The sequence below is a fragment of the Stenotrophomonas sp. WED208 genome (assembly GCF_040984485.1).
GTDB lineage: Bacteria > Pseudomonadota > Gammaproteobacteria > Xanthomonadales > Xanthomonadaceae > Stenotrophomonas > Stenotrophomonas riyadhensis.
The window spans coordinates 3,516,468-3,542,468 of sequence record NZ_JAZARB010000001.1 but is presented as its reverse complement, the minus strand read 5'-3'; the positions used below and the strand labels follow the sequence as shown (position 1 = coordinate 3,542,468).

Sequence of the window (26,001 nt, the reverse complement as noted above, 5' to 3'; positions counted from 1 at the left end):
CGACTGGCCGGCAATCCCACGGATCAGTAGATCCACGCCATGCGTGGATGGAGCGGTGCCGACCAAGGTCGGCACCCGCCAGGGCAGGGCGCAGAGATCAGAACTTCGCGTTCAACGAAATCCAGTAGCTGCGGCGCTGGTCCTTGGTCGCGTAGTCGTCCACGCAGCTGAACTCGCTGGGATTGAGCAGCAGGCACGACTGCGAAACGAAGTCCTTGTCGAACAGGTTGTTGACCCGCGCGTTGACCGTCAGCCACGGCGTGGCCTTCCAGCTGCCACCGAGATGGAAGATCGTGTAGTCCTCGTAATAGCGCACGTGGCGGGCGCCGGCACTGTCGATGAGGGTGTCGCGATAGCGGTCGTAGCGGCCTTCGCCGATCAGCGACAGGCTGATCGCTTCGTTGATCTGCCAGTTGAGGCTGGCGTTGGCCATGTGCTTTGCCGGCGTGGTGCCAGAGATCGGGCGTCCCTTGTCGGGGCCGCTGGTCTGCTCGCTCTTGGTCCACGTGTAGTTGCCGCGCAGCTGCAGGTTGTCGAGCAGGTCGACATGACCGGCCAGTTCTGCGCCGCGGGTCTCGGCCTTGTCGATGTTCACGCTCTGGGTGAAGGTGCTGTAGCCCAGTGCCGCCCAGCCCGGGCCGATGTCCACGCAGTAACCGCTGCCGGCGCGGGCCACTTCGCAGTTCGGGAACGTGCCACCGCTGGCGATCTTGTCTTCGAACTTGTTGAAGAAGCCGGTGACATTGAAGCCCCAGCGCTGGCCTTCGTAGTACGCGGCCAGCTCGTAGTTGGTGCTGGTTTCAGGCTTCAGGTTCGGCGAACCCACCAGCGGCAGCACGCCCTGGCCACCGAAGCCGGTGATGCCCGGGAACAGCTGGTCGGGACGCGGCGTCTTGTAGCCGGTGCTGACGCCACCCTTGAAGGTCCAGGCGTCAGTGGCGTTCCACACCAGGTAGCCGCGCGGGCTGACATGGCTGCCGAACACGTTGTGGTCGTCGTAGCGCAGGCCGAAGGTGGCGGTGAGAGTGTCGGTCAGCGACCAGTTGTCCTCGGCGAACAGCGCCCACATGCGGTGCTTCTGCTTGGTGTTGCTGCGGTAGCCGGCGCCATCCATGCCGAACACGCCGTCGATCATGTCGGTGTCGTTGTACTGGCCGCCGACGGTCAGCTTGTGCGCGCCGAAGTCGAGGTCGAGCATGGTGTCGAGCACGTAGCCTTCCAGCTCCATGGTGCGCAGCGGACGCGGCAGGAATGCCTGCAGGCGTGCCATCTCACTCGGGTTGAGGGCGGCCAGTGCATTGCCACGGCCGGCCGCGCAGTTGTTGGCGCCGCCGGTGCGGCGGCAGACGTCGTTCCACAGGGTCTGCAGGTTGGCGCGTTCGTCCAGGGTCAGCGGCAGCGAGCGGCCCAGGTTGCTGCTCTTGCTGTGGGTCAACGAGGTCTGCCAGGTGCCGAAGCTGTAGCGGCCCTGGTGGGTCAGCGACAGCTGGTCGCGCTCGTAGCGCTGGTAGGCGGTGTAGCCCACGCGCGGCTGCACAACGCGGCGGGTGACGGTGCCGCTGCCGTTCGGATTGGGGATGACCGCATTGCCGACGCGCCACAGGCTGGCCAGGCTGTCGAGGGTGCCGGTCTGGCCCTCGCTGTTGTCGTACTTCTGCCGCGACACGTCGTAGTCCAGCCACAGTTCGTGGTCATCGTTGACGTGGAAGTCCAGGCGTACGCCGGTGTTCAAGTTGGTGTTGGCCACCGACTTGCCACCGCCGCCGAAGCCGATGCTGCGCTCCCACAGGCTGCCGTCGGGCAGGGTCAGTGCATCCCACTCCGGATTGGAGGCCTTGGCGTCGTAGTAGCTGCCGCGTACTGCCAGACTCAGGCGGTCCTTCAGCAGCGGGCCGCTGAGGTAGACGTCGGTGGTGCGTGCATCGCCGAACTGATCGTCCTGCTGCACGGTGAAGCCCTGGGTGAGTGCGCCGTGCCAGCTGTCCTGGTTGCGACGGGTGATGATGTTGATCACGCCGCCCATTGCATCCGAACCGTACAACGTGGACATCGGGCCGCGCACCACTTCGATGCGCTCGATGGCATCCAGCGGCGGCAGGTAGGCGAACTGGCCACCGCCGAAGTTGTTCGGATACAGCTGGCCGACATTGCTCTGGCGGCGGCCATCGATCAGCACCAGCGTGTATTCGGAGGGCAGGCCACGCATCGAGATGGTGGCGCGGCCGTTCTTGTCGCTGGCTTCCAGGCCGACGTCGATGCCTTCGACGTCGCGCAGCGCGTCGACCAGGTTGGTGTAGGGGCGCTTGCTGAGTTCTTCGCGGCTGACCACGCTGATGCTGGCCGGGGCGTCGACCACCTTCTGCTCGAAGCCGGAGGCGGTGACCACCACCTTGTCCAGGGTCTGCGGAGCGCCGGAGGCGTCACCATGGGCGAAGGCAGGGGCGGACAGCGCCACCAGCACGGCGCTGGTCAGCAGGGGGCGGGACAGGGACGAACGGACACGATGGCGCTGGGCCATGGCAGTTACCTCGAAGGATGCAGGGTGGTGCGACGCCGTGCGCGAAGGGCGCGGCAGGCACGGAAGGCCCGGTCAGGGGCGGCAGGGATGAAGCAGGCAGCGGCGTACAGGCGCGACCGCGCAGGCGGTCACGTCGGGCCGTGGATCAGGCGAGCGGCGGCGCCTGGCCGCGTTGCTGGCGACGCCCGGGCGCATCGGCCCAGGGCGTGTCCGGAGCGGCCAGCGGCCAGTCCGGGCGCACGCCGGGCATGGCCGGCGTGGCGGGTACGAGTTCGAGTTCAGTGCGCAGCCATTGGCTCGCCAGCAGCAACGGCGGACGTGCCTTCTCGGTGGATTTCACCGGAGCCGCAACACAGCGGCGCAGCTTGGCCGGTGCCTCTTCCTGCAGGGGGCCTTCGCCACCGCGTTCTTCCAGCGGCATCTGCACGGCCATTCCGGCCTGGGCGTGCGGCAGCAGCGGCAGGGTGCCCAGCAGCAAGCCCAGCATCGCCACCCACGCCAGCAGGCTGGCCAGCGCAGGACGCTGGCCGCGCATGGCGGTGCCCATCTTGCGATGGATGAGTGGACGAGGGCGAAGCGGGCGCAGCAAGCGGGGGTCCCCAGGGGTCTGCCGGCAGCGGCCGGCATCAACGGGGCGTGATTGTAATGAGAGCTGTTAGCCGTTGCAAATGAGAATGATTGCCAAAATGTCGCAGGGCGGCCCGGTGGGGCTCAGACTTCGCTCCAGCGCCGCAGCAGGTTGTGGTACACGCCGGTCAGCTGCAGCACCGCCTCGGCGTCGCCGCCGGTCTGCCGCAGACGCTCGATCGAGCCATCCATTTCCCACAGCAGGCGCCGCTGCACGTCGTCGCGGATCATGCTCTGCACCCAGAAGAACGAGGCCACGCGCGCGCCGCGGGTGACCGGCCGCACCTGGTGCAGGCTGCTGGACGGATACACGATCAGGTCGCCGGCCGGCAGCTTTACCTCGTGCTCGCCGTAGGTATCGCTGATGATCAGCTCGCCGCCCTCGTACTCCTCGGGCGCGGACAGGAACAGGGTGCAGGAGATGTCCGAGCGCAGCTGCTCGCCGTTGGCCAGGTTCATCACCGCACCATCGACGTGGAAGCCATAGGTGCCGCCACCGCTGTAGCGGTTGAAGCGCGGCGGCAGGTACTTCAGCGGCAGCGCCGCGCTGAAGAACAGCGGGTGCCGGGCCAGCGCGACAAGGACGATTTCGCCCAGTTCGCGGCGCAGCGGCGAGGCCTCGGGCAGCTGCTGGTTGTGCTTGGCCTGTGCGCCCAGGTGGCCCACGGTTTCGCGGCCATCGGTCCAGTCGGCGGCGTCGAGGCGGCGACGGAAATCGGCCACCTGGTCGGCGCTGAGAATGTCGGGGATGTGCAGTAGCATGCGGGACTCCTCAGAGGGACAGCGGTGCGACCAGGGCGCGCACCTGTGGATGCGGCGACGCGGCCAGTTCCGGCACGATGTGCGCCATGAACGCCGGGCTGCCGTGCGCCAGTGCGAGCCGCAGCCAGTGCACGGCCTGTTCGATCTGGCCGGCCTGCAGCAGGATCGAGGCGTAGTTGGCCTGGCCGCGGAAATCACCGGCTTCGGCGGCGCGTTGGTACCAGGCGAGCGCCGCCTGCGGATCGGGTGCGGTATCCAGCCCGTCTTCGAGGTGGCGGGCCAGCAGGTTCATCGATTTGGCATGGCCCAGGTGTGCGGCACGGGTATACAGGGCCAGTGCCTGTGCGCGGTCCTGCGTCACGCCGCGGCCGGTGGCCAGCAGGTTGGCCAGGTTGTACAGGCCCCAGTCCAGCCCGGTGTCCGCCGCGCGCCGGTACCACACCGCGGCCAGCGTGGGATCGGGCGCGGTGCCCTGGCCCAGTTCGTGGCAGCGGCCCAGCATGTTCATCGCCATCGGCGCGCCGTTGTTGGCGGCGGTTTCGTACCAGAGCAGTGCCGCCGAGGCGTCTTGTGTGGTGCCTTTGCCTTCCATGTGCATCTGCGCGAGCAGCAGTTGTGCGTCGACCTGACCGGCCTGCGCGGCATCGCGAACGTGCGCGAACGCCGCTGCCGGTTCGTGCTGCAGCAGTTCGGCCAGGGCGTCGCTGTCGATGGGAGTACGGGTAACCATGGAGTGAGTATCGCCGGAAACAAAAACGGCGGCAGGAGACCCTGCCGCCGTGGTGGAGCGGAGTTACATCAGAACTTCACGTTCAGTGCCAGCGTGGCAGAGCGACCCGGGGCGATGCTCGCGTAGTGCGAGGCATAGGCCTTGGTGAAGTAGGTCTTGTCGGTCAGGTTCTGCACGTTGAGCTGCAGGCTGATGTTGTCCTGGATCGCGTAGCTGGCCATCGCGTCGAAGCGGGTGTAGCTCGGGATCCACTTGGTGTTGGCAACGTCACCGTACTGCTTGTCCGAGTAGAACGCGCCGGCGCCGACGGTCAGGCCGATCGGGAAGCGGTAGGTGGTCCACAGGTTGGCGCTGTGCTTGGCGGTGTTCGGGAACTCGTTGCCGTTGTTCGGCGACGGCACGTAGACGTTGGACGGGCAGGTGCGGCCCACCGGTGCACCACAGACGAAGCCGTTGTCCTTCAGTTCCGAGTCCAGATAGGTGTAGCCGCCGTACAGGCTCCAGGCGTCGGTCAGCTGTCCGTTGAAGCCCAGCTCGAAGCCATTGATTTCCTTCTTGCCGGCGTTCTGGTTGTTGCCGTTGTCGACGGCCACGCGCGCGTTGTTCAGCACGGTGTGGAAGATCGCAGCGGTCAGGTTCAGACGGTTGTTGAACAGGTCCCATTTGGTACCCAGTTCGAGGTTCTTCGTATCCTGCGGCTTGAGGTTGGCGATGCCTTCGTTGAGGCCGTCCGCGCCATCGCCGCCATCCATGCCCGGCGGAGTCGAGGAGGTGCCGTACGACAGGTAGATGCTGCCGTTGGCCATCGGCTTGAAGACGACGCCGGCCTGATAGTTCAGGAAGTCGTTGTCGTTGCGCGCACGGGTCGGGGCCTTGCCCTGCACCGGCGTGGTCAGCGTTGCGGAGTAGTCGTCGTAGCGCAGGCCGACGTTGAAGCTCCACTGTGCATTGAGCTCGATGGTGTCGAACAGGTAGGCCGACTTGGTCTTGGTGCGCTGCTCGACGTCCAGCGCCTTGTCGCTGCGGTACACCGAATGGGTGGCCGCCCACGGATCGCGTGGGTTCGGGTTGGCGAAGTCGGTGCAGTTGTAGCCGGTGGCCGCGCCCGTGGTCGGGCACTTGCTGTTGCCGGTCAGCGGGTTGCTGGTGCCCGGCGTCATCAGGTAGCTGCCGCGAGTCATCTTCTCGTCGCTGTATTCCACGCCAGCGCTGTAGCTGTGCTTGAGCGCGCCGGTCTGGAAGGCGCCGGTCAGGCCCAGCTGGTCGGCGAAGCTCTTGACGTCGACGGCACGGGTGTTGGTACGGCGCCACAAGGTGCCGTAGTTGTTCGGGTTGCCCTGGCTGTCGTCCGGCTGGGTCCACAGGTAATCATTGCTGGTGTTGCCCAGACGCGCGATGTTGCGCAGCTTGTGGCCGCCGAAGTCGTAGCTGGCATCCAGGGTGCTGATGTCGGCACGGGTGCGCTGGAAGTCACGGTCGACCAGGCCGTAGTAGTTGTTGCGGTCCGGGACCATCGGGCGGCCATCGACCCACTTCGAGGGCGGTGCACCGTTCGGGTTGCCATACGGGAAGCCACCCGCGTCCGGCAGGTCATCGCTCTGCATGTGGTAGTGGCTGGCGATCAGCTGCGCCGGGCCGTTCAGGCCGAACGCGATCGACGGTGCGATGCCCCAGCGGCTGACATTGGCAGCGTCACGGCCGGCGATGTCCGACTCGTGCTTCATCAGGTTCAGGCGGGCGGCGATGCCATCGCCCAGCACGTAGTTGGCGTCCACGGTGCCGCGCGCGTAGCTGTCGGTGCCGATGCCCATGCTGGCGCTGGTTTCGTTCTTCAGCTTCGGCGTCTTGCTCACCAGGTTCAGGCTGCCACCACCGGAGTCACGGCCGCCGTAGGCCGAGCTCGGGCCCTTGACCACTTCCACCTGCTCCAGGTCGAAGATCTCGCGGGTCTGCGAGCCGACGTCGCGCAGGCCGTCGACGAAGATGTTGCTCTGCGAATCGAAGCCACGGATGAAGGGGCGGTCGCCGGTCGGGTTGCCGCCTTCGCCGGCGCCGAAGGTGATGCCCGGCACCATGCGCAGCGCATCCTGCAGGTTGGTCGCACCGGTTTCGGCGATCAGCTTCTCCGACACGATCGACACCGACTTCGGGGTGTCCAGCAGCTCGGCGGTGAACTTCGGCGAGGACGGATTGAACCAGCTGCCGCGTACCTGCACCTTGTCCAGGTCGGTGGCCTTGCGGGAGCCGTCGGCGCTGTCGGCGGCCTGGGCGGCCAGCGGTGCGAAGCCGGCGGCCAGGGTGGCGGTGGCGAGCAGGGAAACGCGCGGAGCGTGCTTGCGGGACGTGATGTGGGTCATGGCTGTAGGTAGTGGCTTGGATCGGGAAATGGCGAGGGCGAGCCAGCGCAGATGGGCATGCGGCGACAGGCGGGAAGTGGGTTCTGTAGAGCCGAGCCATGCTCGGCTGGCAGGAAACGCAATCAGGCGCACGGCAACGGCCGCAAGGCGCCTCAGCTGGCGTGCGGTGCGGGCGGAGCGTGGCCGGGGTTCAACCGCAGTGCGGAATCATGCAACTGCCAGCGCAGGGCATCGGAGCGCCACAGCGGGATACGCGCGACCAGAGTAGCGCGTGCAGGGACCAGACCGGTGCAGGGCGAGGTGCCCTCGCCATCGAACGGAGGCTCCGGTGCTGGTACGGCGTGCTGCGGGCATTCGTCGGCTGGCGATTGCGGCAGCGGCATCGCCTGCAGCAGATCTTCAGCGTGTGCCTGCCAGCCGTGCGCGGCCGGATCGCTGCCACGCCCTTCGTGCAAGGCCGACCAGCCCAGCAGCAACGTCAGCAGCACGGCCACGAGCAGCGGCCACCCTTGGCGGGCGAGCTGGCACAGCGTGGCGGTGGGCGCGGGCGAAGCCATGGCGCAGGGGCGATGTCGTTACGAAGATGTTACGTAGAATAACATCAACGATAATGATTCGCATATGCGCAATCGGGTGGGCGATCTGGATGGCCCGGAAAGGCCCTGGGGCGCCGCTCAGGACACTCTGGTAGACCCGCCCCATGGGTGGATGCTCTTCGGCAGGGGCGTCCGAGGGCATTCCCTGCAGGCCGAACGCCGTTTCAATCGCGGTCGTCGCGGGTCCAGACCGCGTCGTGCTCGCGCTTCACAGGGAACTTGGGCACAGGGCTGTAGGCCGGGGCGCACAGGGCACGGCCGTCGCGCACGTCGAAGCGCGCACCATGCAGCACGCATTCCACGCTGCCTTCGCTGGTGTTGAACTCCCCCGAGGACAGCTCGAACTCCTCATGGGTGCACTGGTCTTCCAGGGCGTACAGCTCGCCGTCGAGGTTGAACACCACGATCGGCGTGCCGGTCACCTCGTCGAACACGCTCTTCATTTCACCCGGCAGCAGTTCGGCGCCGGCGCAGACGAAGGTCCAGGCCTCGCTCACGCGACGGCTCCGGCCAGCGGCTTTTCCAGGATCTCGAAGCGCAGGTCGTCGCGCTTGGGAATACCGAAGCGTTCGTCGCCATAGGGGAACGGCTTCTTGATGCCGGTGCGCTGGTAGCCGCGGCGTTCATAGAAAGCGATCAGCTCGTCGCGCACGTCGATCACCGTCATCTGCATCACCGGCACGTTCCATTCGCGCGCCGCATGCGCTTCGGCAGCCTCCATCATCTGCTTGCCGACCCCGCCGCCCTGCTGGGCCGGGTCGACCGAGAACATGCCGAAGTAGCCCTTGCCGTCGACATCGGCGACGTGGGCGCAGGCCACCAGCTGGCCCTCGCGTTCGGCCAGCAGGATGGTGGAGCGCGGGCGGTCCAGGTCGGCCTGGATGCCCTCGGCATCGATGCGGGCGCCGTCCAGCAGGTCGGCTTCAGTGGTCCAGCCAACGCGGCTGGCGTCACCCCGGTAGGCCGAGGTGACCAGGGCGATCAGGGCGGGGATGTCGGCCGGCGTGGCGGCACGGAAGGTCAGAGTGGTCATGGGCACATTCTAGGTGGGGTGGGGGCGGGCGCAAATGGGGAGGTAGGGTCAGATCCCTTTCGCAGCGCGAAAGGGATCTGACCCCGGCGTCTACTGACCCAACAGCAGGCTATGGACCGACTGGCACGGGCGCGGAATCGGCAGATGCTCGGGGTCAGATCCCTTTGTGCAGCAAAGGGCTCTGACCCCTCAGCCCCAGGAAACGCTCATGCCACGCCCCCGAAGGATCGATGCGCCCGGATACCCGCAACATGCCGTTCAACGTGGCAACAATCGCCAGCCCGTGTTCTTCACGGATGGCGACCGCGTCGCCTACCTGCGTCTGCTGTGTCATCACGCAGATCAGCAGCACTGCCGGATTCACGCCTATGTGCTGATGGACAATCACGTCCATCTTCTGGCGACGCCTGATGTCTCTGGCGGGCTGTCGCGGATGATGCAGGCCGTGAGCCGGGCCTACGTACGTCGGGTGAATGGTCAGCAGGGCCGCACCGGCACGTTATGGGAGGGGCGCTTCCACTCCACGGTGGTGGATACGGATCGCTATCTGCTGGCCTGCCAGCGCTACATCGAGCTCAACCCGGTTCGGGCGGGGAAGGTGGCTCATCCTGGTGACTATCGCTGGTCGAGCTATCGCGCGAATGCACGGGGACGGGCAAATGCACTGCTCGTACCGCATTCGGCATTCGAGTTCATTGCTGCTGATGCGGATGAGCGGCACAGACGCTATGCGGAGTTCATCGCGCAGGGCATTCCTGCCGGGGATCTGGTGGCGATGCGTGGCGCGCTGCAGTCGCAGCGGCGGCTGTCGGGGCCGTTGATGGGGTCAGAGCCCTTTCGCGATGCGAAAGGGATCTGACCCCGATGTGCCGGGCTCAGCCCAGCAGCTTGCGCACCTTGGTCAGCGCGGTCATGAAGCGCTCGATCTCGGCGTGCGTGTTGTAGAACGCCAGCGAGGCACGGCAGGTGGCGGCGACACCAAAGTACTGCAGCAGCGGGTGCGCGCAGTGCTGGCCTGATCGCACGGCCACGCCTTCCAGGTCGAGCAGGGTCGCCAGGTCGTGCGCATGCGCACCGTCGATCAGGAACGAGACCACGGCGGCCTTCTCCGGCGCTTCGCCGATGACGCGCAGGCCGTCGACGCGGCGCAGTTCTTCGGTGAAATGCGCCAGCAGTTCGGCTTCGCGCGCTTCCACGTTCTCCTGGCCAAGCTGCTGCAGGTAGTCGGCAGCTACGCCCAGGCCGATGAAGCCTGCGATGTTCGGGGTGCCGGCTTCGAACTTGTGCGGGGCATCGTTGAACACGGTGCCGTCGAAGCTGACTTCCTTGATCATCTCGCCGCCGCCGAGGAACGGCGGCATCGCGTCCAGGTGCTCGCGGCGCGCCCACAGCGCACCGGTGCCGGTCGGACCGCACATCTTGTGGCCGGTGATGGCGTAGAAGTCGCAGCCGATCGCGGCGACGTCGACCTTGCGGTGCGGCACGGCCTGCGAGCCATCGACCACGGTGATGATGCCGCGCTTGCGCGCTTCACGGCAGATCTCGCGCACCGGATTGACCGTACCCAGCACGTTGGAGACATGGGTGACCGCCAGCAGCTTGACTTCCGGGGTCATCGCAGCGCGCAGCGCATCCAGGTCCAGCGCGCCATCAGGGGTGATCTCGGCTACGCGGATGGTGGCGCCGGTACGCTGCGCGACCAGCTGCCACGGCACGATGTTGGCGTGGTGCTCCATGCGCGTGATCAGGATCACGTCACCAGCCTTCAGTCGCGGCAGCGCCCACGAGTAGGCCACCAGATTGATGGCGAAGGTGGTGCCACTGCACAGCACCAGGTCGCTGGGGCGCACGTTGAGGAAGCGCGCCAGCTTGTTGCGTGCGCCTTCATAGGCATCGGTGGCTTCGCTGCCCAGTGCATGCACCGCACGGCTGACGTTGGCGTTGTAGCGGCGGTAGAACTCGTCCACCGCGCCGATCACCTGCACCGGCTTCTGGCCGGTGTTGGCATTGTCGAAATAGACCAGCGGCTTGCCGTGCACTTCACGCATCAGCAGCGGGAAGTCGAGGCGGACGCGGTCCCAGTCGGGCGCGCCGGTGCGTTTTTCGATCGGGCGCGGCGTGGACAGGTTCATGCCACACCCGCCTCGGCCAACGCCTTGTCCAGACGGCGTGCCAGCTGCGCACGCAGTGCATCGAGCAGGATCTTCAGCGGTTCATGGCAGAACGCGGCGCTGAGCAGAGCCTGTGCCTGGGCCTGCGGCAGGCCGCGCGAGCGCAGGTAGAACAGCGCATTGGCATCGAGCTGGCCGACGGTCGCGCCGTGCGCGGCCTTCACTTCATCGGCGTCGATCACCAGCGTCGGCTGGGTGTCGATCTCGGCATCGGCCGACAGCAGCAGGTTCTTGTTGGACAGGTTCGCGTCGGTGCCGTCGGCGCCTTCGCGGATCTGGATGCCACCATGGAACACCACGCGGCTGCGGTTGGCGGCGACGCCACGCCACAGCAGTTCGCAGGCGGTATCGCGCGCGATGTGGTCGATGCCCAGGCGGGTTTCGACATGGCGGCGGCCATTGCCGAGCAGCACGCCGTTGGCGGTCAGCTGGGCGTTGTCGCCTTCCAGGCGGACGTTCAGTTCATGGCGGCTGAGCGCGGCGCCCAGTTCCAGGTCGACACGGTGGTACTGCGCGTCGCGGGCCAGTACGGCGTCGGTGCGCAGGAAGCTGGTCTGGCGCGCGCTGCCGGCCTGCACGCGGGCGTGCTTGAGCACGGCATCGCGGGCGACATGGGCATGCAGCACGGTGTTGTCCAGGTGGGCGGAGTCGCCCACGCTGAAGCGGTGCTCGACCACGCCGAGGCTGGCGCCGGCCCGCAGTTCGATCAGGTGGCGATGGTGCCAGGCCAGGTCGGTATCGCCGGCGACGCTGGCAAATACCAGCTGCAGCGGTACCTCAACCTGCACGCCTTCGTCCACGCGCAGCACTACGCCTTCATCAGCCAGCGCGGCGTTGAGGCGGGCGAAAATCTCTTCGCTGCGCTCGTAGCGGCGGCCAAGGAAACGCACGGCGTCTTCGCCGGAGGCCAGTGCGGCCGACAGCGGCTGCAACTGCACGCCGGCCGGCAGGCCCTGCACGTCGCTCAGCGCGGCATCCAGGCGGCCGTTGACGAACACCAGGCGCGGCGCCGGAATGTCCTCCAGCAGCGCGGCGTCCAGGGCCGGGCCCTGCAGCGGTGCCGCGGCGAACGCACGACGCTCCAGCTGGCGCAGCGAGGTGTACTTCCAGGCTTCGTTGCGGGCGGCCGGCAGGCCGTCACGCAGGGCCGCGTCCAGCACTTCGCGGCGCGCATCGCTGCCGCAGAAGGCCTGGGCCATCGAATCGAGCAGCGCGCTCATCAGACGGCCGCCTCGCGCACCACGCGATCCTTGAGGAAATCGTAGCCGTGCGCTTCCAGTTCCAGTGCCAGTTCCGGGCCACCGGTCTTGACGATGCGGCCATCGGCCAGCACGTGCACCACGTCCGGCTTGATGTAGTCCAGCAGGCGCTGGTAATGGGTAATGACCAGGAACGAACGGTCGGCGGCGCGCAGTGCGTTGACGCCGTCGGCCACGCTCTTCAGCGCATCGATGTCCAGGCCCGAATCGGTTTCGTCCAGGATCGCCAGCTTCGGTTCCAGCACGGCCAGCTGGAAGATCTCGTTGCGCTTCTTCTCGCCACCGGAGAAGCCTTCGTTGACGCCACGGTGCAGCAGTTCATCCTTCAGGTGCAGCACGGCCAGCTTCTGGCGCACCAGCTTGAGGAACTGCATGGAATCGAGTTCGTCCTCACCGCGCGCCTTGCGCTGGGCATTCAGTGCCGCGCGCAGGAAGTAGGTGTTGTTCACGCCCGGGATTTCCACCGGGTACTGGAACGCCAGGAACAGGCCGGCGGCGGCGCGCGCTTCCGGGTCCTGCTCGAGCAGGTCGGTGCCTTCAAACTGCACGCTGCCTTCGGTCACTTCGTAGCCGTCGCGGCCGGCCAGGACATTGCCCAGGGTGGACTTGCCGGCGCCGTTCGGGCCCATGATGGCGTGCACCTGGCCGGGCTTCACATCCAGCGACAGGCCCTTGAGGATTTCCTTGTCGCCGATGCGGGCGTGGAGGTTTTCGATCTTCAGCATGGTGGGGATTTCCGTGGGGCGGGCCGCAGCCCGCCGGTAAAGAGAATGCGTTTGCGAGGGGCAGGGGCGGGCGGTCAGCCCACCGAACCTTCCAGCGAGACTTCCAGCAGCTTCTTGGCTTCCACCGCGAACTCCATCGGCAGTTCGCGGAACACCTGCTTGCAGAAGCCGTCGACGATCATCGACACCGCGTCTTCCTGGCTGATGCCACGGGCGCGGCAGTAGAACAGCTGGTCGTCGGAGATCTTGGAGGTGGTGGCCTCGTGCTCGACGGTGGCGCCCGGGTTCTTCACCTCGATGTAGGGGAAGGTGTGGGCGCCGCACTGCTTGCCGATCAGCAGCGAATCGCACTGGGTGTAGTTGCGCGCGCCGTCGGCGTTGCGGTCCACCCGCACCAGGCCGCGGTAGGTGTTCTGGCCACGGCCGGCACTGATGCCCTTGCTGACGATCTTGCTCTTGGTGCGCTTGCCGATGTGGATCATCTTGGTGCCGGTGTCGGCCTGCTGGCGGTGATGGGTCAGCGCCACGGAGTGGAACTCACCGACCGAGTCGTCGCCCAGCAGCACGCAGGACGGGTACTTCCAGGTGATCGCCGAGCCGGTCTCGACCTGGGTCCAGGTGACCTTGCTGCGCGCGCCACGGCATTCGGCACGCTTGGTGACGAAGTTGTAGATGCCGCCGACGCCGTTCTCGTCGCCCGGGTACCAGTTCTGCACCGTGGAGTACTTGATCTCCGCGTCTTCCAGGGCGACCAGCTCGACCACTGCGGCGTGCAGCTGGTTCTCGTCGCGCATCGGCGCGGTGCAGCCTTCCAGGTAGGAGACGTAGGCCTTGTCCTCGCACACGATCAGGGTGCGCTCGAACTGGCCGGTGTGGCCGGCATTGATGCGGAAGTAGGTGCTCAGTTCCATCGGGCAGCGCACGCCCTTGGGAATGAACACGAAGCTGCCATCGGAAAACACCGCCGAGTTGAGCGCGGCGAAATAGTTGTCGCCCACCGGCACCACGGTGCCCAGGTACTGGCGGACCAGCTCCGGGTGTTCCTTGATGGCCTCGGACATCGAGCAGAAGATGATGCCCTTCTCGGCCAGTTCCTTGCGGAAGGTGGTACCGACGGACACCGAATCGAACACCGCGTCCACCGCCACGCCGGCCAGCTTGGCGCGCTCATGCAGCGGCACGCCCAGCTTGTCGTAGGTGTCGAGCAGCTCCTTCGGCACGTCATCCAGCGAGGCGTACTTCGGGCCCTTCGGCGCGGAGTAGTAGCTGAGCGCCTGCAGGTCGATCGGCGCGATCTCCAGCTTGGCCCAGTCCGGCATCGGCATGGTCAGGAAGTGGCGGTAGGCGTCCAGGCGCCACTGCGTCATCCACTCCGGCTCTTCCTTCTTGGCCGACAGGGCACGGATGGTGTCCTCGTCCAGACCCGGCGGCAGGGAGTCCGATTCGATCTCGGTGATGAAGCCGGCCGAATACTTGCGGCCGAGCTGCTCGTGGATCTCGCGGTTGGGGGTGTCGTCGTGGGCGACGTTTTCGATGGTTTCGGTGGCCATGGGGGGGCTGCCTACGGATCAGGAGACGACGTCGACAGCGATGGTGCGGCGCTGTTCGTCATCGACAAGGGGGAGAGGGGGCAGGATCTGCGCGAGGCTGACATCGCGCAGGGCCTCGGAGACCACGTCGTTGATCAACCGCCAGCTGCTGCGCGCGCCGCACTTGGGGGCCATGCCGCACTGGTGGTGGTCGTGGCTGCATTCGGTCAGGGCCAACGGCCCTTCCATCGCTTCGACCACTTCGAACAGCGAGATCTCGATGGCCGCGCGGGTCAGCCGGTAACCGCCACGGACGCCGCGCAGGCCTTCAACCAGGCCGGCCTGGGCCAGCGGCTTGAGCACCTTGCTGACGGTGGGCGGCTCCAGACCGGTGAATTCGGCCAGCTCGGTGGCACTGAGCACCTCGCCCGGACGGGCGGCGAGCACGGTCAGTACGACGGTGGCGTAATCGGTGAGTTTGGTGACGCGCAACATGGGGATGCGAGTGGTTCTTAAAGCGGACTGAAATTGTACGCTTTTATTCGCCGCCATCCAACCCGGGCATTCAGCCGGTGCTGGGGCCGGGCCGGGAGGACACACCGGCGCCGTTGCCAGGGCGCAATGCTGCGCCAACGGGGTGATTTTCGCAATCACCCGGAATGGGCGAGAATCCCGGTTCCATTCGCTGCAAACAGCCCGTGCCGATGCCGAAGAAGATCCAAGCCCGCAAGTCCGCCATCCATGGCAACGGCGTGTTCGCCGTGGCCCCGATCAAGCAGGGCGAGCGCGTGATCCAGTACAAGGGCCTGCTGCGCAGCCACGGCGACGTCGATGCCGATGACAGCGGCGACGTCGAAAGTGGCCATACCTTCCTGTTCACCCTCAACGACGACTGGGTGATCGATGCCAACTACAAGGGCAATGACGCGCGCTGGATCAACCACAGCTGCGACCCGAACTGTGAGGCGGTGATCGAGGAAGACGAGGACGGCGACAGCCGGGGCGACAAGGTGTTCATCGAGGCAGTGCGCGATATCAAGGCCGGCGAGGAGCTGACCTACAACTACGGCATCACCCTGGCCGAGCGTCACACCGCCAAGCTGAAGAAGATCTGGGAGTGCCGCTGCGGCTCGCCCAAGTGCACCGGCACCATGCTGCAGCCCAAGCGCTGACCCACAGCGGGTAGTGCCGGCCGCTGGCCGGCACACATGTGAAAAGCGTGCCGGCCAGCGGCCGGCACTGCCTTATTTACCCAGTACGCCTGCCGGCACCAGATTGCCCAGGTTCTGGTTGAAGGTGACCACCAGCTTGCCGTTCTTCACCTGTGCCGACTGTACCTGCAGGGCGCCGAGCAGGCCGGCCACGGCCGGGTCCAGCTTGTAGATCGGTTCGCGCTGGGCGTAGTCGCTCAGCCAGGCATTGAGCAGGCCGCGGGTGCGCGAATCGAGGCGACCGCCCTGGTTGGCCGGGGTGAAGTCATCCACGCTGGGCTGCTGCAGGTGGAAGCCCTGGGTCTGCGCGTCATAGCGCAGGCCGCTGCTGAGCTTCACCGTTCCCAGCTTGGACGGGTTGCCACCAGCGGTGGCCAGAGCAACATCCATGCCCAGGTTCAGCCGCTCGCCGGCCGGAAGGCTCAGCTGTGGATGGCTCATGGTCAGCGCGATCAGGCCGCCGAGGGCGTCCTGCGTGCGTGGGAAGCTGCCATCGAGGTACTGCTGCACGTCACTGGCACCGACCGACAGTTCGCGGCCGGAGATGGAAGGGGCGGCCTGCGCGCCGATCGCAGCGGCGATCAGCACGGTGGAGGCGGCAAGGCGGGTCATCAGGGAACGCAGGCGCATGGCGGTGACCGGTGGATATGAATGGACGAATCAAAGAGTAGCCGTGCCGGCTGAATCGCGCGTGCATGCCGCTGCAACGGTTCAGTCCAGCGACGGGCGCAGTTGCGCCGACTGGATCTGCCAGGCGCGACCGTCGCGGCTGGGTTGCACGCGGTACCAGCCGCCAAAGCGGAAGGTGCCTTGTGTGGTGACCGCGCGGATCCGCACCGGTACCTCCAGCAGCCGGGGGGGCTGCTGGTCGTCGCGTGCGATCGGGGGCTCGCTGTCCAGGCGCAGCGTGCGCAGGTCCTGCAGCTGGCGCAGGACGGCATCGTCTGCGTGCCGCGGATCGGCGGGCGGGAATGCCCAGGCGGCGTCGCTGGTGCCGCGGTCGCGGTTGAGCAGCGCGATCACGTAGCGGTTGAGCATCACCGAAGGGGGGGCGGCGTCGGTGTCCACTGCAGCAAACAGCGGATCGACCGTCGGTGATTGCAGGGCGGATGTGGCGGTTTCCGCGTTGGCCTGTACCTCCGCGCTGGCGGCTGCGGGGGGCGGGGCCGGTGTTGGATCCGATTGCGCTGCCGGCCGGGAACAGCCCAGCAACACCAGTGGCGAAATCAGCAACAGGAACCTGCGCATGCCTGCCTCCTCCCCGAGGCGACGTGAAGGAGCGCAGTGTATCGGCTGCGCCGGTATCAGCGGGAGGAGGGCAGCTGTTCCAGCGCGTCCAGGGCCGGCAGTACCTGTGCTGCGATGGCGGCCAGCGCGTGACCGTCGGATTCGGCATGGCGCTGCACGATGTCGCGCAGCAGCTGGGTGGCGATCACCAGGGTGGCGCGCTCGTCGCCGCTGAGACCTGCCGTGCGCGGCGCTCCTTCCAGCAGGCGCATCAGGTCACGGCTGGCACGGTGTTCCAGTTCGATGGTGCAGCGCCCGGTGCACTGCAACCCGTCCTTTTCGATCGGGGTCACCGAGATCCGGTAGCGGGTGGAGGGGCTGGCCATGAGGGGGTGCTCGCCGTAGCTGTGGAGGATGTGCCCACCATAGGCAAGGCCGCGGCCGACAGCGACGGCCGGCGCTGCACGCAGTGTTCCACCCGGTACGTTCCGGTACTGCGGCAGGTCGGGCGCAGCCAATGCTGGCGGGCCTGTACGGGCATTCCCGGGATTGCGGCAACGCTGTGTTGCGGACCGTGGTTGGGACAAAAAAAACGGGACGGCCAGAGCCGTCCCGTCGGAATCCGCGTTGGGGCGCGCGCTTACAGCGCGGCGTCCTTCAGCTTCTTCAGCGGACGCACCTTCAGCTTGGTGGTGGCCGGCTTGGCGGCGAACCACTGCTCTTCCTTGGTGAACGGGTTGATGCCCTTGCGCTTCGGCTTGGCCGGCACATTGACGGTGGTGATCTTCAGCAGGCCCGGCAGGGTGAACGAGCCAGCGCCCTTCTTGTGCACCGAGGAGGCGACGGCGCTTTCCAGCGAGGCCAGCACAGCGCGGACGTCCTTGGCGATGACGCCGGAGGCTTCAGCGATGTGTGCAACCAGGCCGGACTTGGTCAGCACTTCCTTGATCGGCTTCGGAGCGGCCGGCTTGGCGGCTGCCTTCGTCGCGACTTTCTTCACTGCCTTCTTCGGGGCAGCCTTCTTAGCGGTCTTTGCCATGGTTTCCTGTTCCGTGAACGGTTGGTTGTTTGGTCGGCGCCGAACCCCGTCGGCAAGCGCAATGTAGGGCAACTCTCGGGCGCCGCCAATAGCCTGAAGCGCGGAAAGTGCATGTTTTTTCATATCCAGGCCGATTCAGTACATGGCCGGCCGTGGGGGATGGGGGCGCGGCAGCGTGCGTGATGGCCGGTGCCCGTCCATCGGCGGAATGCGCGAAACCACTGAAAACAAGGGGGAAATGCGCAGATGGCTGGCGAAGAAGTGTCCATCTGTCCGGTTCCCTGCGGACGTTCGGCATGCGGCGGAGCGACGCAGGGCTAACGCGTGCCGTGCGAGGGTGACCGTTCATCACCGCCACGCAGGAGCAGCATATGGGAATCTCGCGACACGCCACCGCGCACTGGGAAGGCGATCTGAAGTCGGGCAAGGGACAGTTGAGCACGCCGCAGAGTGGGCTGCTGGACAAGACCCGCTACGGCTTCAACAGCCGCTTCGGTGACGAGAAGGGCACCAATCCGGAAGAACTGATCGCTGCCGCGCACGCCGGCTGTTTCACCATGGCGCTGTCGGCCAAGCTCGGCGAGGCCGGCTTTACCCCGACCTCGCTGGATACCGAAGCCAAGGTCGATCTGTCATTGGAGGGCGGCCCGCAGCTGTCGCAGATCCGGCTGAAGGTGAAGGCGGTGGTGCCGGGCATCGACGCGACGCAGTTCCGTGCGATTGCCGATGACGCCAAGCAGAACTGCCCGGTATCCAAGGCGCTGAGCGCAGTGCCGATCAGCCTGGAAGCCGAGCTGGGCTGAGCGGCCGCTACCTGTAGAGCCGAGCCCGCGCTCGGCTCTACCGCTTGCGGATCACCAATCGATGGTGCCGCTGATCACCGTCTGCACCTGGCCGCCCGACCAGACCTCGCCGTCCTCGTCGACTAGCAGCGTCAGGCGTGCGTCGTGGCCGACTTCGCGGCCCTGGCTGACTTCGAACGGTGCACGACCACGGGGCAGGGCATCGCGCAGGTCCAGCCATGCGGCCAGCACCGCATTGGCGGCACCGGAGGCGGCGTCCTCGAAGCGGCGTCCATTGCCGACGAAGGCACGTACCGCCAGATCGAAGCCCTCACCGCCATCGCTGAAGGCGTAGGCGAACACACCCATGCTGTCGGTGGACTCGGCCAGTGCGGCTACGGCATCCCAGTCCGGACGCAGGGCACGCAACGCGGCTTCATCGGCCACCTGCACCACCCACCAGCTACGCCCGCCCTGCATCCGCGCCGGCGGCAGGGAGCCCAGCGGCCAGTCCTTCAGCGCCGCCTGCATACGAGGATCGGTCGCCTCGGCAGTCTCGGCCAGCTGCGCGCGCGGCGTGCGGATGGCGATGCGCTGCTGCGCACCCTCACCGCTGACGCGCAGCGGCAGGGCACCGGCAATGCCGTCCTGCACCAGCACACCATCGACCGCTGCGGCCAGGCCGGCCTGCAGCACCGCATGCGCGGTGCCGACGCTGGGGTGGCCGGCAAACGGAACTTCCTTCTGCGGGCTGAACATGCGCAGCCGGTAACTGGCACCGGCGACCTGCGGCGGGAACACGAAGGTGGTCTCGGGCAGGCGCGTCCAGCGTGCGATGGCCTGCATGCTGGCATCGTCCAGGCCCTCGGCATCGAGCACCACGGCCAGCGGATTGCCGGCGCCGGCGCGCGGGGAGAACACATCCAGCTGCAGGAAACGGCGTGCGGGCATCGGGGAAACTCCAGAATCAGGTAGCGCGCAGCTTAGCGCGCCGTTGTAGAGCCGAGCCCATGCTCGGCTGTGTTGGGGTGTGAGAAGAAGCAGCCGAGCGTGGGCTCGGCTCTACATCCAGCTGATCTGGCCGTCGATGACCGGCTGCACCTGGCCGCCGATCCAGACCGTGCCCTGTGCATCGACCTCGACCTGTACGCGGCCATCGCGGCCCACTTCGCGGCCCTGGCTGGCCACGTAGCGGCCCTCGCGGCCCGGCAGGGCATCGCGCTGCCGCAGCCAGGCGCCGATCAGCGCATTGGCGCTGCCGGTCACCGGGTCCTCGGGTACGGCGGCCGCATCAGCGGGGCAGAATGCGCGCACCACCCGGGTATGGTCGGTGCCGGCTTCGTCGGCGAACACGGCCAGGCCGGTGGCATCGGTGGCGAGGCTCCAGTCGGCCAGCGCGGCCATGTCCGGCGCCAGGTTGCGTACGGCGGAGGCGTCGCGCAGCGGCAGCAGCCACCAGCGTGCGCCGTTGTCCCAGAGTTCGGGTACGTGCCCGCTGGCAGCCAGCGCCAGCAGCGCTTCCGGCGCTCTGTCCGCCGCTGTGTCCAGTTGCTGCGCCGGTGGGCTGGCCAGCTGGATCTGCAGTGCCTCGGCCGGGCCGCTCACCCGTACCGGCAGCAACCCCGCCGCGCATTGCTGCAGCAGGGCACCGTCGCGCGGTTGCGCCAGGCCGCAGCTCACCGCCGCCCAGGCCGCGCCGACGCTGGGGTGGCCGGCGAAGGCCAGCTCACGGGTCGGGGTGAAGATGCGGATGTGGTAATCGGCGCCGGGCGCACTGGGGTGCAGGAAGAACACCGTCTCGGACAGGTTCAGCCAGGCGGCCAGGGCCTGCATCTGCTCGCCGGAGAGCCCATCGGCGTCCAGGATGGCGCCCAGTGGGTTGCCGGTGCCGGGGCGGGGGGCGAAGACATCGAGCTGCAGGTAACGGAGGACGGCCATCTACGGGGATATTGCGCTTAGAATCAAAGGTTCCGCCCCTGAGGGCGGCTTCCCCACATTCTACATAGCCAATCCATGTCAGCTTCCCCCCTTGTCGATCGTTGGATCGTACTGAAGTTCGGCGGCACCTCGGTGTCGCGTCGTCATCGCTGGGACACGATCGGGAAGCTGGCGAAAAAACGTGCGGAAGAGACCGGCTCGCGCGTGCTGGTGGTGGTGTCGGCGCTGTCCGGGGTCACCAACGAACTGACCGCGATCGCCGATGGCGCGCCGGACAGCCGTGATCGCGTGGCGGCGCTGGTCGAACGCCACGAGGCCTTCCTGGTTGAACTCGGCCTGGGCCGCGAGGTGCTGGCCGAGCGCCTGGCGGCGCTGCAGGGGCTGCTCGACGACGCGCGCGCGGCCACCCGGCCGCTGCAGTGGCAGGCCGAAGTGCTGGGCCAGGGCGAACTGCTGTCCTCCACCCTGGGCGCGGCCTATCTGCACGCTTCGGGCCTGGACATGGGCTGGATGGATGCCCGCCAGTGGCTGGACGCGATGCCGCCGCAGCCGAACCAGAGCGACTGGTCGCAGCGGCTGTCGGTGAACTGCCAGTGGCGTGCCGATGCGGAGTGGATGCAGCGCTTCCGCGCGCAGCCGACCCGCCTGCTGATCACCCAGGGCTTCATTTCGCGGCATGCCGATGGTGGTACCGCCATCCTCGGCCGCGGTGGCTCGGATACCTCGGCGGCGTACTTCGGTGCGCTGCTCGGTGCCAGCCGCGTGGAGATCTGGACCGATGTGCCGGGCATGTTCAGTGCCAACCCGAAGGACGTGCCGGACGCGCGCCTGCTGACCCGCCTGGACTATTACGAGGCGCAGGAAATCGCCACCACCGGCGCCAAGGTGTTGCACCCGCGCTCGATCAAGCCGTGCCGCGATGCCGGCGTGCCGATGGCCATCCTCGATACCGAGCGCCCGGAACTGCCGGGTACCAGCATCGATGGCAGCGCTGCACCGGTGCCGGGCGTGAAGGCGATCAGCCGCCGCAACGGCATCGTGCTGGTGTCGATGGAAGGCATCGGCATGTGGCAGCAGGTCGGCTTCCTGGCCGATGTATTCAACCTGTTCAAGAAGCATGGCCTGTCGGTGGACCTGATCGGTTCGGCCGAGACCAACGTCACCGTGTCGCTGGACCCGTCCGAGAACCTGGTCAACACCGATGTGCTGGCTGCGCTGTCGGCTGACCTGTCGCAGATCTGCAAGGTGAAGGTGATCGTGCCGTGCGCGGCGATCACCCTGGTTGGCCGCGGCATGCGTTCGCTGCTGCACAAGCTGTCAGACGTGTGGGCGACCTTCGGCCGCGAGCGCGTGCACATGATCTCGCAGTCGTCCAACGACCTGAACCTGACCTTCGTCATCGACGAAGCCGATGCCGATGGCCTGTTGCCGATCCTGCACGCCGAGCTGATCGACAGCGGTGCGATGCCGGTGGAAGAGACCGAAGTGTTCGGCCCGCGCTGGCGCGAGATCGCCGGCACCGTGCGCCCGCGTGGCACGCCGTGGTGGCGGGGCCAGCGTGCGCACCTGCTGCAGCTGGCCGATGCTGGCACGCCACGCTACGTCTACCACCTGCCGACGGTGCGCGCCCGCGCCCGCGCGCTGGCCGCGATCAAGCCGATCGACCAGCGCTACTACGCGATCAAGGCCAACAGCCACCCGGCCATCCTGCAGCTGCTGGAAGCCGAAGGCTTCGGCCTGGAGTGCGTATCGCACGGCGAACTGAAGCACGTGTTCCAGCACCTGCCGGAACTGTCGCCCAAGCGCGTGCTGTTCACCCCCAGCTTCTGCCCGCGGAGCGAGTACGAAGCCGCTTTCGCGCTGGGCGTGACCGTTACCGTCGACAACGTCGAAGCACTGCAGCGCTGGCCGGACCTGTTCCGCAACCGCGAGCTGTGGCTGCGCGTGGATCTGGGCCGTGGCGAAGGCCACCATGCCAAGGTCCGTACCGGCGGCAAGGACTCCAAGTTCGGCCTCCCGATCGCCCGCGTCGATGAGTTCGTGCGCGCGGCCACCGATCTGGGCAGCCGCGTGGTCGGCCTGCATGCGCACCTGGGCAGCGGCGTGGAAACCGCGCAGCACTGGCGCCTGATGTGCGATGAGCTGGCAGGTTTCGCCCGCCGCATCGGCAGCGTGCACACCATCGACATCGGCGGTGGCCTGCCGATTCCGTACAGCGACGAAGACGAGCCGTTCGATCTCGACGCCTGGGCTGAGGGCCTGGCCGAGGTCAAGGCGCTGCATCCTGCATTCCGCCTGGCGATCGAGCCGGGCCGCTACCTGGTGGCCGAATCCGGCGTGCTGCTGACCCATGTCACCCAGGTGGTGGAGAAGGACGGCGTGCGCCGCGTCGGTCTGGATGCTGGCATGAACGCACTGATGCGTCCGGCCCTGTACGACGCCTGGCACGACATCGAGAACCTCAGCCGCCAGGGCGGCTATGCCGAAGCGGCGTTCGATGTGGTCGGCCCGATCTGCGAATCCAGCGATGTGTTCGGCAAGCGCCGCAAGCTGCCGGTGTCGACCGCGCCGGACGACGTGATGCTGATCGCCGACGCCGGCGCGTACGGCTATTCGATGGCCAACACCTACAACCAGCGGATGCTGCCGCGCGAAGACGTGATCGAATGACCACCGCGCGCGCCCTGCACCCGCCCACCGACACGCCCCGCGCAGCTGCGCGGGCCCGTGCCTGACCGGATACACCATGACTGCTTTCGATAAACACCAGGTTTCCCGCTTCCGCTTCGTCCGCTGCGAATTCGCCGCGGACACCGGCGTGGCCAAGCTGGTCTACGCCTTCGATGACGGCCCGGAGATGGTGGAAACCATCACCGTGCCGGGCGCCCCGTTCGTGCTGGACGAAGCGCGTAGCGCCGCCGTGCAGCGCGCGCTGCAGCTGCTGCACCTGATCGCCGGTGTCAGCTATTACAAGGCGGGTGTGCCGGAGACGGTCAGCATCGACAGCTACACCATCGATGCCGATACCGCTGCGCTGGTGGAGACGGTCTACCTCAATGGCCTGGGTGAATTCGCGTACCGCAATGGCCTGAACCTGCGCGGGCGCTTCCGCCTGCCGGTGCAGGGTGACGCCGTGCAGGCGCCGGTACTGGGCCTGCAGCCGCACGCGCTGGTGGCGATCGGTGGCGGCAAGGATTCGCTGGTCAGCATCGAAGCGCTGCGCCGCGCCGGCGTGGACGAGACCGTGACCTGGATCGGTGGCTCGCAGCTGATCCGCGCCTGTGCCGAGCGTACCGGCCTGCCCACGTTGAACCTGGGCCGCGCGCTGGCGCCGGAACTGTTCGAGCTGAACCGCCAGGGCGCCTGGAACGGCCATATCCCGGTCACCGCGGTGAACTCGGCGATCATGGTGCTGGCCGCGCTGCTGCAGGGCGTGGACCAGGTGGTGTTCTCCAACGAGCGTTCGGCCAGCTACGGCAGCCAGATTCCGGGCACCGGCGAAGTGAACCACCAGTGGTCCAAGGGCTGGGCGTTCGAGCAGGCGTTCGGTCGCCATGTGCAGGCGCACGTGGCGGCGGACCTGAAGTACTACTCGCTGCTGCGTCCGATGTCAGAGCTGGCGGTGGCCCGCCAGTTCGCCAAGACCGACTTCTACGACGCGCACTTCTCCAGCTGCAACCGCAACTTCCACATCCTCGGCGAGCGCCCGGTGAACCGCTGGTGCGGCGTCTGCCCGAAGTGCCATTTCGTGTTCCTGGCGCTGGCCCCATTCATGCCGAAGACGCGCCTGGTGCGCATCTTCGGCCGCAACCTGCTGGACGATGCCGAGCAGGCCGGCGGTTTCGACGCGCTGCTGGAATTCCAGGACCACAAGCCGTTCGAGTGCGTGGGCGAAGGCCGCGAATCGCGTGCGGCGATGGCGACCCTGGCGCAGCGCCCGGAGTGGAAGGAAGACGTGCTGGTGAAGCGCTTCTGCAATGAGATCCAGCCGCAGCTGGATGCCGCCGAACTGGAACTGGCACCGCTGCTGCAGCTGCAGGGCGAGCACCGCGTTCCGGCTGCGCTGTGGGAACGGGTGCGTGAAGATTTCGACGCTTGAAGGAAAGCGCGTCGCGCTGTGGGGCTGGGGCCGTGAGGGCCGCGCCGCGTTTGCGGTACTGCGTGCGCGCCTGCCCGCGCTGCCGCTGAGCCTGTTCTGCCCGGCGGCCGAAGTGGAGGCCGCGCGTGCGGAAACACAGGGCGTGCTGGACGTGCGTGGCGAGCCTTCTGCTGAAGCGCTGGCCGCGTTCGACGTGGTGATCAAATCGCCCGGCATCAGCCCCTACCAACCGGTCGCGCTGGCGGCGGCGGGGCAGGGCACCACCTTCATCGGTGGCACCGCGCTGTGGTTTGCCGAGCATGCAGGTGCCGATGGCATCGTGCACGACACCGTGTGCGTGACCGGTACCAAGGGCAAGAGCACCACCACCGCGCTGGTCGCACATCTGCTGCGTGCCGCCGGCCACCGTACCGGCCTGGTCGGCAACATCGGACTGCCGCTGCTGGAAGTGCTGGACCCGCAGCCCGCCCCCGAATACTGGGCGGTGGAACTGTCCAGTTACCAGACCGGCGAGGTGGCGCGCAGTGGCGCCCATCCGCAGGTGGCGGTGGTGCTGAACCTGTTCCCGGAGCACCTGGACTGGCACGGCAGCGAGCAGCGTTACATCGAGGACAAGCTGCGGCTGGTGACCGAAGCTGCGCCGCGCATCGCCGTGCTCAACGCCGCCGATCCGCACCTGGCCGCGCTGTCGCTGCCCGACAGCGAGGTGGTCTGGTTCAACCAGCCGCAGGGCTGGCACATGCGTGGCGATGTCGTGCACCGTGGTGAACAGCCGGTGTTCGATACCCGCAACACGCCGCTGCCGGGCCGCCACAACCGCGGCAATCTGTGCGCGGTGCTGGCCGCGCTGGAAGCGCTGGGACTGGATGCGGTGGCGTTGGCGCCGGCGGTGCAGGACTTCCGTCCGTTGCCGAACCGCCTGCAGCGCATCGGCGTGGTCGATGGCCTGACCTACGTGAACGATTCGATCAGCACCACGCCGCATGCCAGCCTGGCCGCGCTGGAGTGTTTCGCCGGCCAGCGCATCGCGCTGCTGGTGGGCGGCCATGATCGTGGCCTGGACTGGACCGATTTCATGCAGCACATGGCGCACGACGTGCCGCCGGTGGAGATCGTGACCATGGGCAGCAACGGCCCGCGCATCCACGCCATGCTGCAGCCGCTGGCCGATGCTGGTCGCTTCGGCCTGCATGCCGCCGGCGATCTGCCGGAGGCAATCGCTTTGGCGCGTTCTGCGCTGGGTTCTGAGGGCGGGGTGGTATTGCTGTCGCCTGGCGCACCCAGTTTCGGCGCCTACCGTGACTACGTGGCGCGTGGCCGCCACTTCGCCGAGCTGGCCGGTTTCGATCCGGACAGCATCAGTGCGATTCCGGGGTTGGGCATCGCCTGATCCGCGGG

General features: G+C 67.2%; 25 protein-coding genes. 6 read left to right on the top strand and 19 right to left on the bottom strand.

The window, feature by feature from the left end; translation table 11 throughout:
• Positions 1 to 97: 97 nt before the first annotated feature.
• The 8 genes from VPH47_RS15990 to VPH47_RS15955 all read right to left on the bottom strand — a co-directional run bounded on the left by VPH47_RS15990 (position 98) and on the right by VPH47_RS15955 (position 8,623).
• Positions 98 to 2,518 (bottom strand): TonB-dependent receptor, encoded by a 2,421-nt coding sequence (locus tag VPH47_RS15990; RefSeq protein ID WP_368851244.1) that lies wholly within the window; start codon positions 2,516 to 2,518, stop codon positions 98 to 100.
• Between the two features lie 145 nt (positions 2,519 to 2,663).
• Positions 2,664 to 3,065 (bottom strand): hypothetical protein, encoded by a 402-nt coding sequence (locus VPH47_RS15985; protein ID WP_368851243.1) that lies wholly within the window; start codon positions 3,063 to 3,065, stop codon positions 2,664 to 2,666.
• A 164-nt stretch (positions 3,066 to 3,229) separates the two neighbouring features.
• Positions 3,230 to 3,907: a Fe2+-dependent dioxygenase gene (locus VPH47_RS15980; protein WP_368851242.1), complete on the bottom strand. Its 678-nt coding sequence runs from the start codon at positions 3,905 to 3,907 to the stop codon at positions 3,230 to 3,232.
• A gap of 10 nt (positions 3,908 to 3,917) precedes the next feature.
• Complete coding sequence (locus tag VPH47_RS15975; protein WP_368851241.1) at positions 3,918 to 4,637, bottom strand: tetratricopeptide repeat protein; 720 nt, start codon at positions 4,635 to 4,637, stop codon at positions 3,918 to 3,920.
• A 68-nt stretch (positions 4,638 to 4,705) separates the two neighbouring features.
• Entirely contained in the window at positions 4,706 to 6,994 is a 2,289-nt protein-coding gene (locus VPH47_RS15970; protein ID WP_368851240.1) for a TonB-dependent receptor, read from the bottom strand.
• A gap of 152 nt (positions 6,995 to 7,146) precedes the next feature.
• The gene (locus VPH47_RS15965) at positions 7,147 to 7,551 is read right to left on the bottom strand and encodes a hypothetical protein (protein WP_368851239.1); all 405 of its coding nucleotides are present in this window, start codon (positions 7,549 to 7,551) and stop codon (positions 7,147 to 7,149) included.
• A 203-nt stretch (positions 7,552 to 7,754) separates the two neighbouring features.
• Positions 7,755 to 8,087, bottom strand: a complete 333-nt coding sequence (locus VPH47_RS15960; RefSeq protein ID WP_180854105.1) for a non-heme iron oxygenase ferredoxin subunit — start codon at positions 8,085 to 8,087, stop codon at positions 7,755 to 7,757.
• Complete coding sequence (locus tag VPH47_RS15955; RefSeq protein WP_153856451.1) at positions 8,084 to 8,623, bottom strand: GNAT family N-acetyltransferase; 540 nt, start codon at positions 8,621 to 8,623, stop codon at positions 8,084 to 8,086. The genes VPH47_RS15960 and VPH47_RS15955 overlap by 4 nt, the downstream gene beginning before the upstream one ends.
• A 208-nt stretch (positions 8,624 to 8,831) precedes the next feature.
• Here VPH47_RS15955 and VPH47_RS15950 point away from each other — a divergent pair, with 208 nt between their 5' ends.
• Positions 8,832 to 9,482, top strand: a complete 651-nt coding sequence (locus tag VPH47_RS15950) for a transposase (RefSeq protein WP_368851238.1) — start codon at positions 8,832 to 8,834, stop codon at positions 9,480 to 9,482.
• 16 nt (positions 9,483 to 9,498) lie between these two features.
• Here VPH47_RS15950 and VPH47_RS15945 read toward each other — a convergent pair whose 3' ends face one another.
• The 5 genes from VPH47_RS15945 to VPH47_RS15925 form a co-directional block, all read right to left on the bottom strand.
• Entirely contained in the window at positions 9,499 to 10,755 is a 1,257-nt protein-coding gene (locus VPH47_RS15945) for a cysteine desulfurase (protein ID WP_368851237.1), read from the bottom strand.
• Positions 10,752 to 12,014: a Fe-S cluster assembly protein SufD gene (gene sufD, locus VPH47_RS15940; protein ID WP_368851236.1), complete on the bottom strand. Its 1,263-nt coding sequence runs from the start codon at positions 12,012 to 12,014 to the stop codon at positions 10,752 to 10,754. Before sufD ends, VPH47_RS15945 begins: the two co-directional genes overlap by 4 nt.
• Positions 12,014 to 12,778, bottom strand: coding sequence for a Fe-S cluster assembly ATPase SufC (sufC, locus tag VPH47_RS15935; RefSeq protein WP_110711472.1), 765 nt, complete (start codon positions 12,776 to 12,778; stop codon positions 12,014 to 12,016). The genes sufD and sufC overlap by 1 nt, the downstream gene beginning before the upstream one ends.
• A 74-nt stretch (positions 12,779 to 12,852) precedes the next feature.
• Positions 12,853 to 14,328, bottom strand: coding sequence for a Fe-S cluster assembly protein SufB (sufB, locus tag VPH47_RS15930; RefSeq protein WP_010483551.1), 1,476 nt, complete (start codon positions 14,326 to 14,328; stop codon positions 12,853 to 12,855).
• Between the two features lie 18 nt (positions 14,329 to 14,346).
• The gene (locus VPH47_RS15925) at positions 14,347 to 14,802 is read right to left on the bottom strand and encodes an SUF system Fe-S cluster assembly regulator (RefSeq protein WP_110711474.1); all 456 of its coding nucleotides are present in this window, start codon (positions 14,800 to 14,802) and stop codon (positions 14,347 to 14,349) included.
• A 209-nt stretch (positions 14,803 to 15,011) separates the two neighbouring features.
• Here VPH47_RS15925 and VPH47_RS15920 point away from each other — a divergent pair, with 209 nt between their 5' ends.
• Positions 15,012 to 15,479: an SET domain-containing protein gene (locus tag VPH47_RS15920; RefSeq protein WP_110714274.1), complete on the top strand. Its 468-nt coding sequence runs from the start codon at positions 15,012 to 15,014 to the stop codon at positions 15,477 to 15,479.
• 72 nt (positions 15,480 to 15,551) lie between these two features.
• Here the strand turns inward: VPH47_RS15920 and VPH47_RS15915 are convergent, their stop codons facing one another.
• The 4 genes from VPH47_RS15915 to VPH47_RS15900 form a co-directional block, all read right to left on the bottom strand.
• Entirely contained in the window at positions 15,552 to 16,148 is a 597-nt protein-coding gene (locus VPH47_RS15915) for a DUF1439 domain-containing protein (RefSeq protein WP_049413438.1), read from the bottom strand.
• 81 nt (positions 16,149 to 16,229) lie between these two features.
• The gene (locus VPH47_RS15910) at positions 16,230 to 16,766 is read right to left on the bottom strand and encodes a hypothetical protein (RefSeq protein ID WP_164162000.1); all 537 of its coding nucleotides are present in this window, start codon (positions 16,764 to 16,766) and stop codon (positions 16,230 to 16,232) included.
• Between the two features lie 56 nt (positions 16,767 to 16,822).
• Complete coding sequence (locus VPH47_RS15905; protein WP_110714275.1) at positions 16,823 to 17,131, bottom strand: DUF3861 family protein; 309 nt, start codon at positions 17,129 to 17,131, stop codon at positions 16,823 to 16,825.
• Positions 17,132 to 17,385: 254 nt separating this feature from the next.
• Entirely contained in the window at positions 17,386 to 17,784 is a 399-nt protein-coding gene (locus VPH47_RS15900) for an HU family DNA-binding protein (protein WP_010483539.1), read from the bottom strand.
• A gap of 371 nt (positions 17,785 to 18,155) precedes the next feature.
• Here VPH47_RS15900 and VPH47_RS15895 point away from each other — a divergent pair, with 371 nt between their 5' ends.
• Positions 18,156 to 18,587, top strand: a complete 432-nt coding sequence (locus VPH47_RS15895; protein WP_005408443.1) for an OsmC family protein — start codon at positions 18,156 to 18,158, stop codon at positions 18,585 to 18,587.
• 51 nt (positions 18,588 to 18,638) lie between these two features.
• On the opposite strand, the gene VPH47_RS15890 is transcribed toward VPH47_RS15895, so the two are convergent.
• Positions 18,639 to 19,517: a PhzF family phenazine biosynthesis protein gene (locus tag VPH47_RS15890; RefSeq protein WP_368851235.1), complete on the bottom strand. Its 879-nt coding sequence runs from the start codon at positions 19,515 to 19,517 to the stop codon at positions 18,639 to 18,641.
• A gap of 111 nt (positions 19,518 to 19,628) precedes the next feature.
• The gene (locus tag VPH47_RS15885; protein WP_368851234.1) at positions 19,629 to 20,504 is read right to left on the bottom strand and encodes a PhzF family phenazine biosynthesis protein; all 876 of its coding nucleotides are present in this window, start codon (positions 20,502 to 20,504) and stop codon (positions 19,629 to 19,631) included.
• A 75-nt stretch (positions 20,505 to 20,579) separates the two neighbouring features.
• Between VPH47_RS15885 and VPH47_RS15880 the strand changes: the two genes are divergently transcribed.
• The 3 genes from VPH47_RS15880 to murD all read left to right on the top strand — a co-directional run bounded on the left by VPH47_RS15880 (position 20,580) and on the right by murD (position 25,993).
• Complete coding sequence (locus VPH47_RS15880) at positions 20,580 to 23,174, top strand: bifunctional aspartate kinase/diaminopimelate decarboxylase (protein WP_100437481.1); 2,595 nt, start codon at positions 20,580 to 20,582, stop codon at positions 23,172 to 23,174.
• Positions 23,175 to 23,250: 76 nt separating this feature from the next.
• Positions 23,251 to 24,603 (top strand): UDP-N-acetyl-alpha-D-muramoyl-L-alanyl-L-glutamate epimerase, encoded by a 1,353-nt coding sequence (murL, locus tag VPH47_RS15875; RefSeq protein WP_368851233.1) that lies wholly within the window; start codon positions 23,251 to 23,253, stop codon positions 24,601 to 24,603.
• Positions 24,584 to 25,993 carry a UDP-N-acetylmuramoyl-L-alanine--D-glutamate ligase gene (murD, locus tag VPH47_RS15870; protein ID WP_368851232.1) on the top strand — a complete coding sequence of 470 codons (1,410 nt, stop codon included), beginning with the start codon at positions 24,584 to 24,586 and terminating at the stop codon, positions 25,991 to 25,993. Before murL ends, murD begins: the two co-directional genes overlap by 20 nt.
• Positions 25,994 to 26,001 lie beyond the last annotated feature (8 nt).

Excerpts from the sequence above, each read along its gene's own strand:
- sufB (WP_010483551.1), bottom strand. The coding sequence starts at position 14,328 with ATGGCCACCGAAACCATCGAAAACGTCGCCCACGACGACACCCCCAAC.
- VPH47_RS15890 (WP_368851235.1), bottom strand. The coding sequence starts at position 19,517 with ATGCCCGCACGCCGTTTCCTGCAGCTGGATGTGTTCTCCCCGCGCGCC.
- VPH47_RS15910 (WP_164162000.1), bottom strand. The coding sequence starts at position 16,766 with ATGCGCAGGTTCCTGTTGCTGATTTCGCCACTGGTGTTGCTGGGCTGT.
- VPH47_RS15955 (WP_153856451.1), bottom strand. The coding sequence starts at position 8,623 with ATGACCACTCTGACCTTCCGTGCCGCCACGCCGGCCGACATCCCCGCC.
- VPH47_RS15950 (WP_368851238.1), top strand. The coding sequence starts at position 8,832 with ATGCCACGCCCCCGAAGGATCGATGCGCCCGGATACCCGCAACATGCC.
- VPH47_RS15925 (WP_110711474.1), bottom strand. The coding sequence starts at position 14,802 with ATGTTGCGCGTCACCAAACTCACCGATTACGCCACCGTCGTACTGACC.
- VPH47_RS15920 (WP_110714274.1), top strand. The coding sequence starts at position 15,012 with ATGCCGAAGAAGATCCAAGCCCGCAAGTCCGCCATCCATGGCAACGGC.
- sufD (WP_368851236.1), bottom strand. The coding sequence starts at position 12,014 with ATGAGCGCGCTGCTCGATTCGATGGCCCAGGCCTTCTGCGGCAGCGAT.
- VPH47_RS15970 (WP_368851240.1), bottom strand. The coding sequence starts at position 6,994 with ATGACCCACATCACGTCCCGCAAGCACGCTCCGCGCGTTTCCCTGCTC.
- VPH47_RS15915 (WP_049413438.1), bottom strand. The coding sequence starts at position 16,148 with ATGCGCCTGCGTTCCCTGATGACCCGCCTTGCCGCCTCCACCGTGCTG.
- VPH47_RS15885 (WP_368851234.1), bottom strand. The coding sequence starts at position 20,504 with ATGGCCGTCCTCCGTTACCTGCAGCTCGATGTCTTCGCCCCCCGCCCC.
- VPH47_RS15900 (WP_010483539.1), bottom strand. The coding sequence starts at position 17,784 with ATGGCAAAGACCGCTAAGAAGGCTGCCCCGAAGAAGGCAGTGAAGAAA.
- VPH47_RS15895 (WP_005408443.1), top strand. The coding sequence starts at position 18,156 with ATGGGAATCTCGCGACACGCCACCGCGCACTGGGAAGGCGATCTGAAG.
- VPH47_RS15985 (WP_368851243.1), bottom strand. The coding sequence starts at position 3,065 with ATGGGCACCGCCATGCGCGGCCAGCGTCCTGCGCTGGCCAGCCTGCTG.
- VPH47_RS15980 (WP_368851242.1), bottom strand. The coding sequence starts at position 3,907 with ATGCTACTGCACATCCCCGACATTCTCAGCGCCGACCAGGTGGCCGAT.
- sufC (WP_110711472.1), bottom strand. The coding sequence starts at position 12,778 with ATGCTGAAGATCGAAAACCTCCACGCCCGCATCGGCGACAAGGAAATC.
- VPH47_RS15965 (WP_368851239.1), bottom strand. The coding sequence starts at position 7,551 with ATGGCTTCGCCCGCGCCCACCGCCACGCTGTGCCAGCTCGCCCGCCAA.
- VPH47_RS15880 (WP_100437481.1), top strand. The coding sequence starts at position 20,580 with ATGTCAGCTTCCCCCCTTGTCGATCGTTGGATCGTACTGAAGTTCGGC.
- VPH47_RS15905 (WP_110714275.1), bottom strand. The coding sequence starts at position 17,131 with ATGGCCAGCCCCTCCACCCGCTACCGGATCTCGGTGACCCCGATCGAA.
- VPH47_RS15990 (WP_368851244.1), bottom strand. The coding sequence starts at position 2,518 with ATGGCCCAGCGCCATCGTGTCCGTTCGTCCCTGTCCCGCCCCCTGCTG.
- VPH47_RS15975 (WP_368851241.1), bottom strand. The coding sequence starts at position 4,637 with ATGGTTACCCGTACTCCCATCGACAGCGACGCCCTGGCCGAACTGCTG.
- VPH47_RS15945 (WP_368851237.1), bottom strand. The coding sequence starts at position 10,755 with ATGAACCTGTCCACGCCGCGCCCGATCGAAAAACGCACCGGCGCGCCC.
- murL (WP_368851233.1), top strand. The coding sequence starts at position 23,251 with ATGACTGCTTTCGATAAACACCAGGTTTCCCGCTTCCGCTTCGTCCGC.